Annotated in this window: 15 protein-coding genes; 5 read left to right on the top strand and 10 right to left on the bottom strand. The window is 72.5% G+C overall.

Going from position 1 to position 14,281, the window contains the following annotated elements; translation table 11 throughout:
• The first annotated feature begins 27 nt into the window (after positions 1-27).
• The 3 genes from ACEZDG_RS28065 to ACEZDG_RS28055 all read left to right on the top strand — a co-directional run bounded on the left by ACEZDG_RS28065 (position 28) and on the right by ACEZDG_RS28055 (position 2,687).
• Positions 28-738: an alpha/beta fold hydrolase gene (locus ACEZDG_RS28065; RefSeq protein ID WP_380514479.1), complete on the top strand. Its 711-nt coding sequence runs from the start codon at positions 28-30 to the stop codon at positions 736-738.
• Positions 739-777: 39 nt separating this feature from the next.
• Positions 778-1,794 (top strand): 2-oxoglutarate and iron-dependent oxygenase domain-containing protein, encoded by a 1,017-nt coding sequence (locus ACEZDG_RS28060; protein ID WP_380514476.1) that lies wholly within the window; start codon positions 778-780, stop codon positions 1,792-1,794.
• A 74-nt stretch (positions 1,795-1,868) separates the two neighbouring features.
• Entirely contained in the window at positions 1,869-2,687 is an 819-nt protein-coding gene (locus ACEZDG_RS28055) for a DUF427 domain-containing protein (RefSeq protein ID WP_380514941.1), read from the top strand.
• Between the two features lie 39 nt (positions 2,688-2,726).
• Here the strand turns inward: ACEZDG_RS28055 and ACEZDG_RS28050 are convergent, their stop codons facing one another.
• From ACEZDG_RS28050 to ACEZDG_RS28040, 3 genes are all read right to left on the bottom strand, one after another.
• Positions 2,727-3,527, bottom strand: a complete 801-nt coding sequence (locus tag ACEZDG_RS28050; protein ID WP_380514474.1) for a YcnI family copper-binding membrane protein — start codon at positions 3,525-3,527, stop codon at positions 2,727-2,729.
• Between the two features lie 68 nt (positions 3,528-3,595).
• On the bottom strand, positions 3,596-4,258 hold the full coding sequence (locus tag ACEZDG_RS28045) for a hypothetical protein (protein WP_380514471.1): 663 nt from the start codon (positions 4,256-4,258) through the stop codon (positions 3,596-3,598).
• A 126-nt stretch (positions 4,259-4,384) separates the two neighbouring features.
• Complete coding sequence (locus ACEZDG_RS28040; RefSeq protein WP_380514468.1) at positions 4,385-4,606, bottom strand: hypothetical protein; 222 nt, start codon at positions 4,604-4,606, stop codon at positions 4,385-4,387.
• Positions 4,607-4,864: 258 nt separating this feature from the next.
• On the opposite strand from ACEZDG_RS28040, the gene ACEZDG_RS28035 reads away from it, so the two are divergent.
• Positions 4,865-6,094 (top strand): DUF6777 domain-containing protein, encoded by a 1,230-nt coding sequence (locus ACEZDG_RS28035; protein ID WP_380514466.1) that lies wholly within the window; start codon positions 4,865-4,867, stop codon positions 6,092-6,094.
• Here the strand turns inward: ACEZDG_RS28035 and ACEZDG_RS28030 are convergent.
• The 3 genes from ACEZDG_RS28030 to ACEZDG_RS28020 all read right to left on the bottom strand — a co-directional run bounded on the left by ACEZDG_RS28030 (position 6,078) and on the right by ACEZDG_RS28020 (position 10,714).
• On the bottom strand, positions 6,078-8,717 hold the full coding sequence (locus ACEZDG_RS28030) for a bifunctional lysylphosphatidylglycerol flippase/synthetase MprF (RefSeq protein ID WP_380514464.1): 2,640 nt from the start codon (positions 8,715-8,717) through the stop codon (positions 6,078-6,080). The genes ACEZDG_RS28035 and ACEZDG_RS28030 overlap by 17 nt on opposite strands.
• Positions 8,718-8,746: 29 nt before the next feature.
• A complete protein-coding gene (locus tag ACEZDG_RS28025; protein ID WP_380514462.1) occupies positions 8,747-10,072 on the bottom strand; it encodes an alpha/beta hydrolase in 1,326 nt (441 codons plus the stop codon).
• A gap of 99 nt (positions 10,073-10,171) precedes the next feature.
• A complete protein-coding gene (locus ACEZDG_RS28020; protein ID WP_380514460.1) occupies positions 10,172-10,714 on the bottom strand; it encodes a hypothetical protein in 543 nt (180 codons plus the stop codon).
• Positions 10,715-11,231: 517 nt separating this feature from the next.
• Between ACEZDG_RS28020 and ACEZDG_RS28015 the strand changes: the two genes are divergently transcribed.
• Positions 11,232-11,741, top strand: coding sequence for a hypothetical protein (locus tag ACEZDG_RS28015; protein WP_380514458.1), 510 nt, complete (start codon positions 11,232-11,234; stop codon positions 11,739-11,741).
• A 24-nt stretch (positions 11,742-11,765) separates the two neighbouring features.
• Here the strand turns inward: ACEZDG_RS28015 and ACEZDG_RS28010 are convergent, their stop codons facing one another.
• From ACEZDG_RS28010 to ACEZDG_RS27995, 4 genes are all read right to left on the bottom strand, one after another.
• The gene (locus ACEZDG_RS28010) at positions 11,766-12,251 is read right to left on the bottom strand and encodes an SRPBCC family protein (RefSeq protein ID WP_380514456.1); all 486 of its coding nucleotides are present in this window, start codon (positions 12,249-12,251) and stop codon (positions 11,766-11,768) included.
• Positions 12,248-12,646: an ArsR/SmtB family transcription factor gene (locus tag ACEZDG_RS28005; RefSeq protein WP_380514454.1), complete on the bottom strand. Its 399-nt coding sequence runs from the start codon at positions 12,644-12,646 to the stop codon at positions 12,248-12,250. The genes ACEZDG_RS28010 and ACEZDG_RS28005 overlap by 4 nt, the downstream gene beginning before the upstream one ends.
• 39 nt (positions 12,647-12,685) lie before the next feature.
• The gene (locus ACEZDG_RS28000) at positions 12,686-13,471 is read right to left on the bottom strand and encodes a hypothetical protein (RefSeq protein ID WP_380514452.1); all 786 of its coding nucleotides are present in this window, start codon (positions 13,469-13,471) and stop codon (positions 12,686-12,688) included.
• Between the two features lie 120 nt (positions 13,472-13,591).
• Positions 13,592-14,281, bottom strand: a 690-nt coding sequence (locus ACEZDG_RS27995; RefSeq protein WP_380514450.1) for a C40 family peptidase, incomplete at its 5' end; no start/stop codon positions are given.

Genomic DNA, 14,281 nt, shown 5'->3' with positions numbered 1-14,281 from the left:
TGTCCGATCCCATCCGAGGGAGTACCCATGACCCAGCCCGCCACGGGCGCCGCCCCGCCCGGCACCCCCGCCGCCCAGGAGTTCGCCGACCTGGCCGACCCGGAGTCCCCCGCGCCCCCGCCGACCGTCGAGCGCCGCTGGGTCACCGTGACCACCGGCGGCCACATCAGCGGCGTCTTCTGGGGCAGCGCCGCCCCGGAACTGCTGCTGCTGCACGACTCCGCCTCCAGCGCCCGTTCCTGGGACGGGCTGCTGCTGGTCCTGGACCGCCCGGCCGTCGCGGTGGACCTGCCGGGGCACGGCCGGTCCAGCCAGCGTGCCGACCTCCGCCCCCGGCGGCTCGCGGCGGGGCTGGCCCAGGCGGCGCACTCCTTCGCCCCGCCCGGGGTCCCGGTGGTCGGCCGGGGCCTCGGCGCTCTCGCGGCCATCGCGGTGACCGCCAAGGCCCCGGGGGTGCTCGGGCGGCTGGTCCTGCTGGACACCCTCCCCGGCTCCCCCGCCGAAACAGGCACCGGCGCCCCGGCCGACGCCGCCGGAACCGCGGCGGACGACGAGGCCCTCTGGGCCCAACTGGCCGCCGTGCCCGACCCGGTGCTGGTCCGCACCGAGGGAGGCCCGCTCGGCGACGACCTGGCCGACCGCTTCCGCGCCGAGGTCCCGCACGGGGAGACCACCATCAGCGGCGCCGACCCGGACGCCCTCGCCGCCACCCTGCGCGCACTGCTGCAGCTTTCCTGACTCCAGCCCCGCCCCTCCCGCCGCCCGAGGAGAAACCGCATGTCAGTGAACATCCCTGTGATCGACCTGCAGGCCGCCCTGAGCGAGGACGCGCCCGAGGACCTGCTCGCCACCGTCCGCGCGGCGATCGAGCAGGTCGGCATCGTCCAGTTCGTGAACCACGGCGTCCCGCAGCAGGTGATCGACGAGTTCCACCAGTCCGTGGGCCGGGTGCTGGCACTGCCCCGCGCCGAGAAGGAGAAGCTGGCCAGCCCCACCGGCCACCCCTACCGGGGTTGGCGGCAGTGGCCGGACGACTTCGGCCGGCTGGAGCTGGAGCGCATCAACATCGGCCAGTACGACAGCGCCGAGGACGCCCTCGCCGCCGGGCTGAGCCCGGAGCACGCCGACCTGTTCACCCACGTCAACGTCTGGCCGCCGAGCGAGCCCGGGCTGCGCGAGGCCGCGTTCCGCTACCGCGACGCGCTGTTCGGGGTCGGCCGCCGGGCGCTCGCCCTCTACGCCCGGGTCCTCGGCCTCCCCGAGGACACCTTCCCGGTGGGGGACGACGCGTACACCACCTTCGTCGTCAACGACTACCCCACCTGGACCCACACCGGCACCGACGCCGACACCGAGAAACTGCTGCTGCTGGAGCACGCCGACGGCTCGGCCGTCACCGTGCTGCACCAGGAGGGCGACTACGCCGGGCTCCAGGGCCAACGCCCGGACGGCAGTTGGCAGTCCGTGCCGATCCTGCCGGGGGCGCTGCAGGTCTTCAGCGGCACCCTGCTCGCCAACTGGACCGAGGGACGGCTCCGTCCCGGCCGGCACCGGGTGGTGTCCGGCGGCTCGGTGACCCGCCGCTCCTCCGCCGTCTTCATCAACCCGGGCCTGGACACCGTGGTCGAGCCGCTGCCGCCGTTCGCCGACCCGGAGGACTCCGACTTCGAGCCGGTCTCGGTCTGGGAGCAGGCCTCGCGGAACGTGGAGGAGTACCTCCAGGTCTTCGGCCGCCCGGACCAGGTGGCGGCCTGGCGCGACGGCCGCCCCTACGTCGCCGAGCTGGCCCAGTGACCGCCGCCCCCGGCGTCACCGCCGACACCGCCGCCTCCCCCGCCCCCGGCGTCACGGTCGAGCGCCGCCACCCGGTGCCGGAGGGCACCATCACCTGGGAGCCCAGCGCCCGCCGGGTCCGCGGCACCAAGGGCGACACCACCGTCGTCGACAGCCGCCGTCCGATCCTGGTCTGGGAGCCCGGCCAGGCCGTCCCGCTCTACGCGTTCCCGCGCGAGGACGTCCGCACGGACCTGCTGCGCCCGGCCGCCGCGCCGGAGACCGGCCGGCACTCGGGCTCGGAGGTCTTCTACGACCTGGTGCTGGAGGACGGCGAGACGGTGCCCGACGCCGCCTGGACCTTCCCCGGCGAGGAGCTGGCCGGATACATCGCCTTCGAGTGGTTCCAGCGGGTCGGCCGCGGCCTGGACCACTGGTTCGAGGAGGAAGAGGAGATCTTCATTCACCCGCGCGACCCCTACAAGCGGGTGGACGCGCTGCTCAGCAGCCGGCATGTGCAGGTCGAGATCGGCGGAGTGGTGGTCGCGGACACCCGGACCCCGGTGCTGCTGTTCGAGACCCGGCTGCCGACCCGCTACTACATCCCCCGCAAGGACGTCCGGCTCGACCTCTTCACCCCCACCGAGTTGCGGACCGGCTGCCCCTACAAGGGCACCGCCGAGTACTGGTCGCTCGCGGGCCAGAACCCGGGCCAGGACGCGGGCCAGAGCGCGGAGGTGCCGCCGAACATCGCCTGGAGCTACCCCGACCCGATCCCCGCGGCGCAGGCCGTCCGCGGCCACATCGCCTTCTACAACGAGGCGGTGGACATCATCGTGGACGGCGAGCGGCTGGAACGGCCGGTCACCAACTTCAGCAGCAGCCTGAAGGCCCAGCGGGAATCGGCACGATAGGACCGGTCCCCGCCAGGTCTCTCCTTGCCCTGCCGACCGCTACTGCCGGGAGCGGCCCCGTAGCAGGCCGTATCCGGCGGCGGCCAGGGCCAGCACCGCGACCACCAGGCCCGCGATGCCCAGGGTGCGCGCCGTGGAGTCACTGCTGCTCGACGCCGCCGCGGTCGTGGCCTTGGCGGCGGTCGACGGCGCGGCCGAGGCCGGGGTGGCGTTGGCGCCGGCCGTGGCACCGCCGTCGCTGTCGTCGGGCGCGGCGGCGGTGAGGGTCAGCACCGGCGCCGGGTGCTCCGGCTCCGCCTGGCCCGGCTGCTGCTGGTCGATCCAGCGGACGATGTCCCCGTCCGAGTACGTCTGCAGCGTCTTGAACGCCAGCGAGTCGGCGCCGGACGGCAGTTGGCCGAAGGCCACGGTGAAGTCCTGGTACTGGCCCGGGGTGATCCTTCCGCCGGTCCACAGGACCTCGGAGACCGCGTCGGTGATGTTCCCGTCGTCGGTGACGATCGGCTTGGTGAGCTTGACGGTCTTGACCGTCGCGGTCCAGCCCGGCACCGGGGAGACCAGCACCGAGGCGATCGGCTGGTCGCTCGGGAAGAAGACGTCCACCTTGGTGGTGTCGGCCTTGTCCTCCTCGTTGGGCACCCGGAAGGTCAGGGTGCCGTCCGAGGCGCCCTTGGGGTAGCTGTCGGGGTGAACGGTGACATGCGCGAACGCCGCCCCGGCACCGGCCAGGACACCGGCCGCGGCAAGCGCGCCGACCACGGCCGTACGGCGCAGAGCGCGCCGCGCCCGGGCCGGGCCCGTGCCGGGCGCGAGGGAACGGGAAAGCGGAAAAGCGGACATGGCTGTGTGCTCCGAGTGTCGAGCCGACGGACGCACCGGTCCGTCGGAGATACGTGCGGGGGGACGACTCACCCGGTCGGGACCGGGAGGGATCCCCGCGGCGGACCGCGACGTATCACCGCATGGCGGAGCAGGAGCGGGAACTTCCGGCTGGGCCCGTCCACATGGCCCGGCGCCGGGACGCGCGGCGGCACCGCCGGGGGCACCACCCTCGCCCGGACCCAGGCCGCAGGGCCGGGGACGAGTGCCGCCGCGCAGCGCACCAGCGCCCACACCGCCGCCTCACCGCAGCGCAGCCACCAGGCGGCGGCCAGCGCCGCCAGCGCGTGCGCGACCACGGCCGACCCGCTCATGGCGTGCGGCGGCACCGGGACGGCGGGCCCGTCCATGCCGGGCATCGCACCCATCCCCGGTATGTTCGCCATGGCCATGTTCGCCATCGCCGCGGCCCCGGTCGTGCCGGGCAGTACCGAGGATCCGCCCGCGGTCGCGTCGAAGAGCAGGTGCAGGCCGACCTGGACCAGGGCCATGGCCCCGCAGATCGCCGCCAACGAGCGCTCGCGCGAAGCCGCCAGGAAACTCAGCACGAAGACGACGGCGGACGCCGCCGACATCGTCCGCAGGGTGGGCACAGCGCCCATGGCCAGACCGTGCGCGGAGGCGGCGAGGGCCACGCACAGGACGGCGAACACGCCGGCCCGCAGGCATCGCAGCACCGGGGCGGCACGCACCTCGCCGGGATCCTCTCGCCAGATGGCGGCCACTGTTGACCGTCGCCACTGTACGCGGATGCCTGCGGCCCACGGGCCGGGTGGGCAACATTGGTGCGGCCGTCCAGGCTCTTGGCCGGGCCGCTGCTACCTGGGCCACTGCCAGGGGCGGTCGGACCAGTCGACCTGCGCCGGATCCTCCAGGTCGATGTCGGGGAACGCCGCACGCACAGAGTCCTCGAACTCGTGCGCGCTCATCGGGCTCCAGCCCAGTCCGCCCATCCGCACCAGGCGGTAGCGGGTGTCGGTGTGGAAGGCACTGATCTCGACCAGGGCCGCTCGACGCGGCCCGGTGCTTTGCTCGCTCATGTCTGCCACCGTGCCGCACCCGCCTTCCGGCCGCGAGCCGGACTACGCCAGGCGAACCGGTGGCAGACCGCCGGGCAACCACCGCGACCGTGCGCCCGGCGAAGCACGGGAGGACAATCGACAGGCAGGGAAGTCGACAGGCGGGAAGTCACGAGCCCTTCACTCCGGAGCCCGCGATCCACGGCCGTGCCGACCTGCCGGGGGGGTGTCGGGGCTGCGGCCGGCCGCAGCCCGGCCTTCCAGTCCCTGGAGGCAAGGATGAGTCCCCAATCGCCTGCCGACCCGCCGACCGGCCCCCCGACCGGCTCCCCCAGCGGCTCTCTGACCGGATCCTCTCCCAGCGGCGGTCCGCGCCCGCCCGGCCGCCACCGGGCGCCGCCGTCCAGGGGCCCGCGCCCGCCCTGGTGGCGCCGCCGCAGCCTGCTCGCCTTCATCGCCGGCGCCGCCACCGCGGCACTGGTGCTGGGCCTGGTCCTGGCCACCACCAGGCACAGCAAGCCGGAGACGCCCGCCGCGCAGCAGGTGGCCCTGCAGCCGGTGGACACCCAGGGGCCGGACCCCTTCGTCCCCAGCCGTCCCAAGCCCCCGTCCAAGCCGAAGTCGACGTCCGAGGTGCCCGGCTCAAGATCCGGCACCAGGTCCGGCGCCGTACCCGTCGCCGCCCATGGGACCAGCCAGGTCCAGGGCTCCACCCGTGGCCTGTACGCGGGGACGCAGCAGCTCTCCAGCTGCGACACCGCGCAGTTGTCGTCCTACCTCGGCTCCCACCCCGACCAGGCCCGCGCCTGGGCGGGTGCGCAGGGCATCGCGCCCAGCTCCATCGGGTCCTATCTGCGGACGCTCACCCCGGTCGTGCTGCGCCTGGACACCCGGGTGACCAACCACGGCTACGCGGGAGGCGTGGCCACCACGTTCCAGTCGGTGCTGCAGACCGGCACCGCGGTCCTGATCGACTCGCACGGGCTGCCGCGGATGCGCTGCGCGTGCGGAAACCCGCTGCTGGCGCCGAGCAGCACCAAGGCCGCCTACACCGGGCCGGCCTGGACCTCGTTCCAGGCGGCGAGCGTGGTCGTGGTGGTCCCGTCGGTGACCAGGGTGACGGCCGTGGTGCTCTTCGACTCCCGGCACCGCTCCTGGTTCGAACGCCCGGTCGGCAGCAGCGGACACACCGACCACCGGGTGCAACCCCCGCCGACGGCAACCCAGTTGACGCCGTGGACCACGTCCGCCGCGGCCACCCCGTCGACCCGAGTGCCGCCGCCCACCAGGACGCACACCCACACCGCCACGCCCACCCACACCCCCACCACGACGGTTCACCCCGCCCCCGCGCTCAGGACGCCCACGCCCTCGGCCACCACGGCGACACCGACGCCGACTCCGACCGCAACTCCCCCGCCGTCCTCCCCGCCCACACCGAGCAATCCGCCTTCGAGCACAACAACCCCCGGTACCGAAAGCCCCACCGAACTCACGCCGCTCCCCTGACCCCCTGCGCGGCCGGGCGACCGGCGAACTGGCGGCTCAGCCGCAGCAGTTGGGCCGGTGTGGTGTGCGGAAGGTACGCCTTGCCGATGGCGGTGCCGATCAGGGCCAGTTGGGCCGGGTCCGGGTAGGCCATGTAGAGGGGCTGGTACTCGGGCTGGAACTTGGCCTTGAAGGCCAGCAACGAGCGGAAGCCGTAGACCGGTTCGAGCGCCTGGCCCGCGACGTCGAGCAACCGCTGCAGCGGGACGGCCTGTTCGCCGCGGTCGATCCGGGCCAGCGGGGCTCCGGACAGGCTCATGAACCGGGCCCCTTCCTCCTTGAAACCCAGTGCGGCGGAAGCGATCAGGAACTCCATGACACCGCGGAACCCCTCGTTGCTGCGACGCATGAAGTCCAGGGTCCAGCCGACCGGTTCACCCTGCCGGTAGCTGGGCAGCCAGCTGGTGATGCCGTGCAGCCGCCCGTCCGCGTCCAGCGCCACCAGGCAGCGCACCCGGGGGTCGTCGAGTTCGTCCAGCCCACCGAGGGTGAAGCCCATCTCCGGGAGCCCCTTGTCCGCCACCCACTCCTCGGACAGCGCACGGATCTGCTCCTGCAACGCGAGGGAGGCGGTGGGGAAGGTGGTCCACTGGGCGGTGATACCGGCCTTGCCGGCCTTGTTCAGGGCGGTGCGCACGTCCTGCCACTTCTTGCCGGTGAAGGCGAGTTCGGGCAGCGGCAGGAAGGTGTCCTCGGCGACCTGGACCGCGCTCCAACCCAGGCCGTCCGTGGCCTCCTTGGTCGCGGCGGTGACGCTGTAGAAGCAGGGGCTCCAGCCCTGGCTGTCGCAGTGCGCGGTGAACTCGGCGACCGCCGCCGCCCGCGCCTGCGGGGCGCCGTAGGGGTCGCCCAGGGTCAGCGCGATGGTGCCCACCACCCGGTAGGCCACGGCGGCCCGGCCGTCCGGGCTGATCCAGTGGGTGTTGCCGGGCCAGGTGGTCATGTAGGAGATGGCCGAGCCGCCGTACTGCTCCAGCAGGGCCTGTGCGCGCTGGGTGCTGTCCTGGCGGCCGGACGCGTTGGCGCGCCAGAAGGCAAGGAACAGTCCGGCCAGGGTGACCAGCCAGAACACCGGGCCGACCGCGACATACAGGGCCTTGGCGGTGCCGCCGACCGGGACGAAGGCCGCGTTCTCGGTGCCGAACAGCGCCAGGTAGGTCGGCGGGAGCAGCCGTTCCGGGTAGTCGACCAGCAGTTGGTGGAAACTCGGCTCGGGGGCGAACTGGTCCCGCAGGTCGTAGCCGAACTTGATGTAGAGCGCGCCGACCACCACGAACGCCAGCGCGGCGGCCCCCAGCAGCGCCAGCGCGCTCCAACGCGGTGCCCGCAGGGCAAAGTGACGCCGGGTCAGCAGCAGCACGACGATGACGGCCAGTGGCACCAGCATCAGCAGGCTGGAGTAGACGATCAGGGCGGTGGTGACGCCGGGCTCGGTGGTGGGGTCGTCGCGGAACCCCTGCAGCGCGATCAGGGTGTAGCGCAAGGTGGCCGCGCCCAGGGCGAGTTCGAAGACCAGCGCGGCCCACCAGGCCATCCGCCGTCCGCGCCACAGCCCGATCGCGATGATCACCAGGATCAGCGCGGGCACCAGCAGGATCAGCACCGAGGGGCTGTTGGAGAGGATCTGGTCGGCGTGCAGTTCCCGGCACAGCCCGGGGTCGGCCGCGGAACCGGTGCAGGCCCGCTCGATCTCGTCCGGGACCGGGGCGTCGTCGATGAAGAGGTTGCGGTAGATGGCGAGCGGTCCGGACTGGGAGTCGGTGATCCAGGTGACGGCCGGCCCCAGGGCCGAGGTGGCGGCGAACAGGGCCACCAGGACCCGGGTCTCCGCGTGCGAGGAGGCCAGCCGCCAGCCTCGGCGCGGGGCCCGGGGCCGCGGCAGCAGCAGCCCGGCCAGCAGTCCGGTGGCCGCGCCGCCCAGGCGCAGGATGTCCAGCACCTCCCCGGCGTAGAAGGTGAACAGCAGGCAGGTGACGATCAGCAGCAGCCGCAGCCGGCGGCGCCAGAGCGCGGTCAGGTCGGCGCTCAGCGCCAGCCCCACGCCGACGATGCCGACGCTGGGCCCGACCGCCAGTTGCCCGACCGCCTCGTCCAGCCAGAGGTCGCCGGCCGCGGAGCCGAGCTCGATGCCGATGGCGCCCAGCAGCACCCCGCCGACCTGGCACACCACCAGCAGCACACCGGTGCGCAGGCTGCCCGACCGGCGCTCGGCCGGGATGAGCAGCAGCAGCGCCAGCACGGTCACCGCCAGGTAGGACCACAGGCCGCTGCACCACAGCCCCGAGCTGAGCAGCGTCCACACCCGTCCCCCGGCCAGCGTCGGAGTGCCCGCGCCGACGCTCTTGAGCAGGCTGTCGCCGGGCCCGTGCGCCACGCTGCCAGTGGCGATCGCGACGATCCACAGCGCCGCGAGGAAACCCAGCGTCAGCGGCGCCTTCCGGAGCAGCGGCAGCGCGCCGGAGGCCGCCCGCAGCCAGCGCTGGAGCCGGCCCTGCGGCGCGGACGCGGTGGGCGCCCGGTCGGCGTCGGCACGGGTGCCTGTGTCCGGGCCCGCGCCCGCCGGGCTCTCGGCTGGGGTGCTCATGGGTACTCCGTTCCGCTTCATGGCGTGCTTCATGGCGTCAGTCCGGTGTGCTGGGCGACCCAGGGAAGTTCCTGTTCGAGCCCGGCCCGCCAGACCTGCCAGTTGTGGCCGCCGGGCAGCAGACGCCAGGTGACGTCCATCCCGGCCTGCCGGCAGGCCGTCAGAACCCGCTGCTGCTGGGGGGTGTAGATGCTGTCGGAGGCTCCGGAGACGATCGCGCCGGCCGTGTGCGGGAAGGAGCGGTGGGCCATCACATCCAGCGGGTTGACCTTGGCGAAGGCCGCCGCGTCGCCGCCGAACGCCTTCGAGACGGTCTTGTCGCGACTGCCCAGCGTGGGTTCGTCCTGGCCGGAGATGTCCAGGAAGCTGCCGTAGACGTCCGGCGCGTTGACCGCGAGTTGCAGGGAGCAGGTGCCGCCGAAGGACAGTCCGCCGATCGCGGTGGCGCCGCGGCCGGGGGCCACCTGCAGGTGCGTACCGATCCAGTCCGGGACGTCACGGGCCAGGTAGGTCTGCGCCTGGGCGATCCTCGAGTCCAGGCACAGGGTGTTGGCGAACGCCGAGCCCAGCGGGTCGACCACGGCGACCACCGGGGCCAGCCCCTGGTGCGCGGCGGCGAAACCGTCCAAAACGGTGACCAGTTGGCCTGAGTCGACCCAGTCGTCCGGGGAGCCCGGCTGCCCGGCCAACAGGACCAGCACCGGCAGCCGTGGGCGGGGCGAGGCCTGGTAGGCCGGCGGCAGGTAGACATGGGCGTCGCGGGCGGCGAAGTGGGAGACCGTCCCGGGGATGGCGGTGGTGGCGAGCGTGCCGGTGGCGGGCAGCCCGGCCGGCGGCTTCCACACCTGGCTCAGCGCCCGACCGTCCGGGACGCTGACGGTGGGCCTCCTGGCCAGGTCCTCGGCGGACAACGGGCCGGCCTTCACCTGCCAGGGGCCCGGTGCGGCCCGCAGGGTCGGGTACTCCTGGAACTGCACATTGAGCTGCGAGGCGCAGAGCAGCAGCACCAGCGCCCCGCACCCGACCATCCCGCCCCGTTCGCGCCAGCGCAGGCCGGGCATCCGGAACAGGACCAGGACCACGGCCAGGATCCCCACCCCGATCCACAGCAGGCTGTCGCTCGGCAGCCCCTCGGGAAACGGCTGCCACCAGTCGTCCACCACGAGCGCGACCAGCCAGGTCAACGCACCCGCCACCAGCAGGGCGAGCGGCGCTCGACGCAGCCACCAGCCACGATGCCGGGAGAAGCACAGCAGAAGCAGCGCGACCGCGCCCACCACGGCGACCGTCACCGGCACCGCTCCGGAGAGCAGCGACCAGTCCAACGGCCCGGCGGCCTCAGGCACGCGGGTCATCCGCTTCCTCCGCTTCCTCCTCGGCGCGAACGACGCCAGCGGGTGGCCCGCCCCCGGAGGGAACGGCCACCCGCTGCTCACGCGGACTCAGCTGTGACGTCAGCTGTGGTTGCCGGAGCGGCGGCGGACCGCCAGGCCCAGCCCACCCAGCGCCAGTACCGCCAGCGCGCCACCACCGGCCAGCTCGGCCGGGCTCATCGACCCGTTGCCACCGCCCAGACCGGTCTTCACCGCACCGGTCGGCACCGCCGTCGCCGGCGACGTGGTCGCCGACCCGCCCGCGACGGTCAGCGTGGTGGTGCCGGACGAGCTGCCACAGGTGAACTTCACGTCGTACTGCGCCCCCGGCTTGGCATCCGCGTCCACCGTCGCCGCACCCACGTACTCACCCTTGGTACCGGTCGAGGGCAGCGTCACCGTGTCGAACACCCCCGACGACGCCGTCGCCGACGTCGCGTCACAGCCAGACACCCCCAGACCGATATTGCCACCGGCCTTCACCGTCGTCGGATAGATCTTGAACGCGAACGGCGTCACATTGCTCGCCGTCCCCCCACCGTCAGCGGCGAACGCGACCGGACCGGCCAGCGACAGAGCGCCCACCGTCAGAACAGAACCAGCTATCAGACGTGCAGCACGCATACGGAACAACCTCCGAAAGCTCGGGCACCGATCCACCCCAGTGGGGATCGGGCTCTGCCTTCATCCGACAAGCCGTCCCGCGCACCCGCAGCCCGAGCCGCCCGCCCCCACGAGCGTTTTCCGGCCCGCCGCCCCGCCCCGATCCCAACGCCCACCGGCCCGTACGCCCTCCGGACACAGCGTCAGCCCCGCCGATTCCCTGCTGCGCCACAAGAGTGACACCCCGCTCGAACCGTCCCCCGCACCCACCTGCACAGCCGTCAGGAGCACGAATCAGCTGCGCTACTGACCCCCGCCCAGCGGCTGCGGACCTGGTCACGGAATCGCGGGTGCTGCCGGAGACCACGGCCGTGGGCAGGTGCTGAGGGCCGTACTCGATGTGCGGCAGAATCCCCGGGACCGCCCCTCGCCGGAGCGGTTGCGCCGACCGTGCCCGCACCACCCCACTGCCGGGCTTCTGTCCCCGCGTCCGTTACGCTGCCGACCTCATCGATCCTGCGCGAAGGCATGAAACACCATGAGCGAGCAGCCGCAGGCGGGTCACGACCTGCCCCGTGCCCGGTGTCGGCTCGACGCCGCGTTGGGCGGCCTCGCCGACGTCTTCCGAGGGATGGCCGCCCACCCTGACGAGCACAACTGTGAGTGCCACTGGGGCAGCGCCGCGGATCTGGCCCAGCTCAAGGTCGCAGACACGGAGCTGGACCCAGACCTCCTGCGGCGCACCTGGCAAGCGATCGACTGGAACGACCACGCAGCTGTGCTCCGCCGGATCCTCCCGCAGTTCGCCACAGCCCTCGTCGGCGGCCTCATCGAGCCCCTCTTCGGTTTGGAGGAGGCCGGGGACGCCTTCGCTCGTGGCCACTGGCAGGAGTGGCCCGCCGAGCAGGCGGCGGCAGTGCAGGAATTCCTGCAGGCCTGGTGGGCGTACACGCTCATCGATCCGGATCCCGCCGTACCCGCGCACGATGTCCTCGCGCTGTGCTCCGCGGCGGGGGGCACGCTGGACCCGTGGGCCGTCAACGACTGAGGGGCACCGGGCGGACCCTGCGGGTCACGCCTGTTCGTGGGCCAGTTGCTCCAGCAGGGTCAGTGCGTCGTCCAGGCCGTCCTCCATGCCGGACTGCAGTTGCATGTCCCGGTTTGCCTTGGTCTGGTGCTCGACCAGGATCTCCAGGTAGGTCAGGCCGTCCTTCTCGGTGAACGTCGTGGTGGTGAGCGCCTGGGCGTCCGGGGCACCGGAGAAGGTCTCCGTGGTGACCAGCCGCTCGTCCGGGACGACCTCCTGGTACTCGCCGTAGAAGGCGAACTCGTAGCCGTTGAACGCCTTCGCCGCCCAGCGCCACGCACCGCCGACGCGTACGTCCATCTCGATGCCGGTCACCTCGGCGCGGTTCGCGTGCCACCAGCGGCGCAGCAGCTCCGGGGTGGTGAAGGCCCGGTACACCAGCTCCCGGGGCGCGTCGAACTCACGCGTGATCAGGATCCGAGTGTCGCTGGGGGTGGTGACGGTCGCCCGCCGGTCGTTCGTCGCAGTCATGATTCCCGCTCCTTGTCCGTCGTTTCCGATGCACCTGGTTGCGATCCGGGGCGGCCGGCTCCGGCCTGCTGCCCCTTGAGGTCGTCGAGCACCGCGTCCAGGAGTCCGAAGCGCTCGGTCCACAGCTGCTCGTAGTCCTTGACCCACTCGTAGACCTCGCGCAGCGGCGCCGGTTCCAGCCGGTACATCCGCTGCCGGCCCTGGTCGCGGACCTGGACGAGCCCGACCTCGCGCAGCACCCGGAGGTGTTTGGACACCACCGGCTGGGCCACGCCGAGCTGCTCGACCAGGTCGGTGACGGACCGTTCGCCCCGCACCAGGGCGTCGAGGATCTCCCGCCGCCGGGGCTCGGCGACGGCGTTGAACGCGTCGGTCGTGGTCGCAGCTCTTGCCATGACTCCATCGTATGCCTATATCGGCATACGTCAAGCACGTCAGTCCTCGGCCCGCTGCCGACCCTCCTCCACGGGTGGACGCCCGGTCGTATCGGAGGGAGTGGGGACGCCGCTGAGCGCGCCCTTGACCCGCTCCATCCCACCCCGGCGCTGGGCCCGGCGCAGCGCCCTGGCGCGCTTGGACGATCCCGGCGGATAGAACGTGCGGAACCACACCGACCCGGGCCGGGCCAGCCGGACCAGGGCGATCAGCGCGAGGAACGGGACGAGCACCCCGCCGACCCCGAGCAGCAACCGCCCCTTGAGGATCGCCACCAGCGCCAGCAGGAGGTTCAGGACCAGGAAGCCGACGAAGAACGGCGTCCCCTCCCCCGGTTCGCGGGCCAGCGGATTGGAGGCAACCAGCCCCAGCACCCCCAGCCCCGCGACGAACACCACCGCGTCCACGGACTTGCGGCCCTCCTGGGCCCAGTACACGTCGTCGAGGTGCAGCCACAGGGCGAACTCGTCCAACGTCAGCGCGGCTCCCATGCCGAACGCTGCCGCCAAACCGTCGCGCACCAGTCCGTGCGGCACCAGCAGGAATTCCGCGCAGGAGGCGATCAGCATCACAAAGATGCCAGGAACCAGGTGGTGAATATGCAGCCCGTCAACGCTGACATTCGCAAAAGGCCCCCGCCCGGAACGGATCAGCCGCACCACGACGCGGGTGACCACAAATGTCACCACAAACGCCACCAGCATGAACAGCAGGGCGGTACGACCGCTGTCATGCAACAGGTCGACGGATACTCCCGTCCCCTCGGCGACGGCACGCATTCTCATACGTGGACATTAACCCCGAATATCGCCTTTACGGGGCAATCAACTCGCCCTGCAGACAGCAAAGCAGGGCCCGGGCGAACCCGGACCCTGCTTCAACTGCTGGAGCGAACTGTCAACCGGTCAGTTGATGCGGCCGGCGAAGTCGGGGGCCCAGTTGCTGATGGTGTCGGTTTTGACGCCGGCGCTGGGGTTGGCGGCTTCGACGTAGGTGCCGTTGCCGGTGTAGAGGGCGACGTGGTAGGCGCCGGCGGCGGTGCCGTCGTTGGACCAGAAGAGGAGGTCGCCGGGCTGGAGGTTGTCCAGGGAGACGCGGGTGCTGGCGGCGGCCTGGTCCTCGCTGGTGCGCGGGATGCTGATGCCGGCCTTGGCGAGTGCGGCCTGGGTCAGGCCGGAGCAGTCCCAGGAGTTGGGGCCGGTGGCGCCGTAGACGTAGGGGTCTCCGACCTGGGCCTGGGCGAAGGAGATCGCCGCGGCCATGCTCCCGTCCACCGCCGTGCTGGACGCCGAGTCCGAGCTGTCGCTCGCGCTGGCGCTGGAGTCGGTGGTGCTGGTGTCGGTGGAGGAGGCCTGGGTGTCGGACTGCGGGGCGGCCTGGGTGCCGGCGGCGGCCTTGACCTTGGCGTCGAACGAGGAGTCGTCCGAGGTGCTGCCGGTGGTCGAGCTGGTCTTGGTGGTGGTGCTGGTGGCGCCGAGGGTGAGGTGTTCGCCGGGGTAGATCCAGTCGGGGCCCTCGGTCAGGGTGCTGCGGTTGAGCTCGTACAGCCGCTGCCAGCCGCCGGCGACGTTCTCCTTGATCGCGATCGTCGACAG

This window comes from Streptacidiphilus alkalitolerans, assembly GCF_042511045.1.
Taxonomy (GTDB): domain Bacteria; phylum Actinomycetota; class Actinomycetes; order Streptomycetales; family Streptomycetaceae; genus Streptacidiphilus; species Streptacidiphilus alkalitolerans.
The sequence above is the reverse complement of the archived record's forward strand: the minus strand, read 5'-3'. Positions and strand labels throughout refer to the sequence as shown.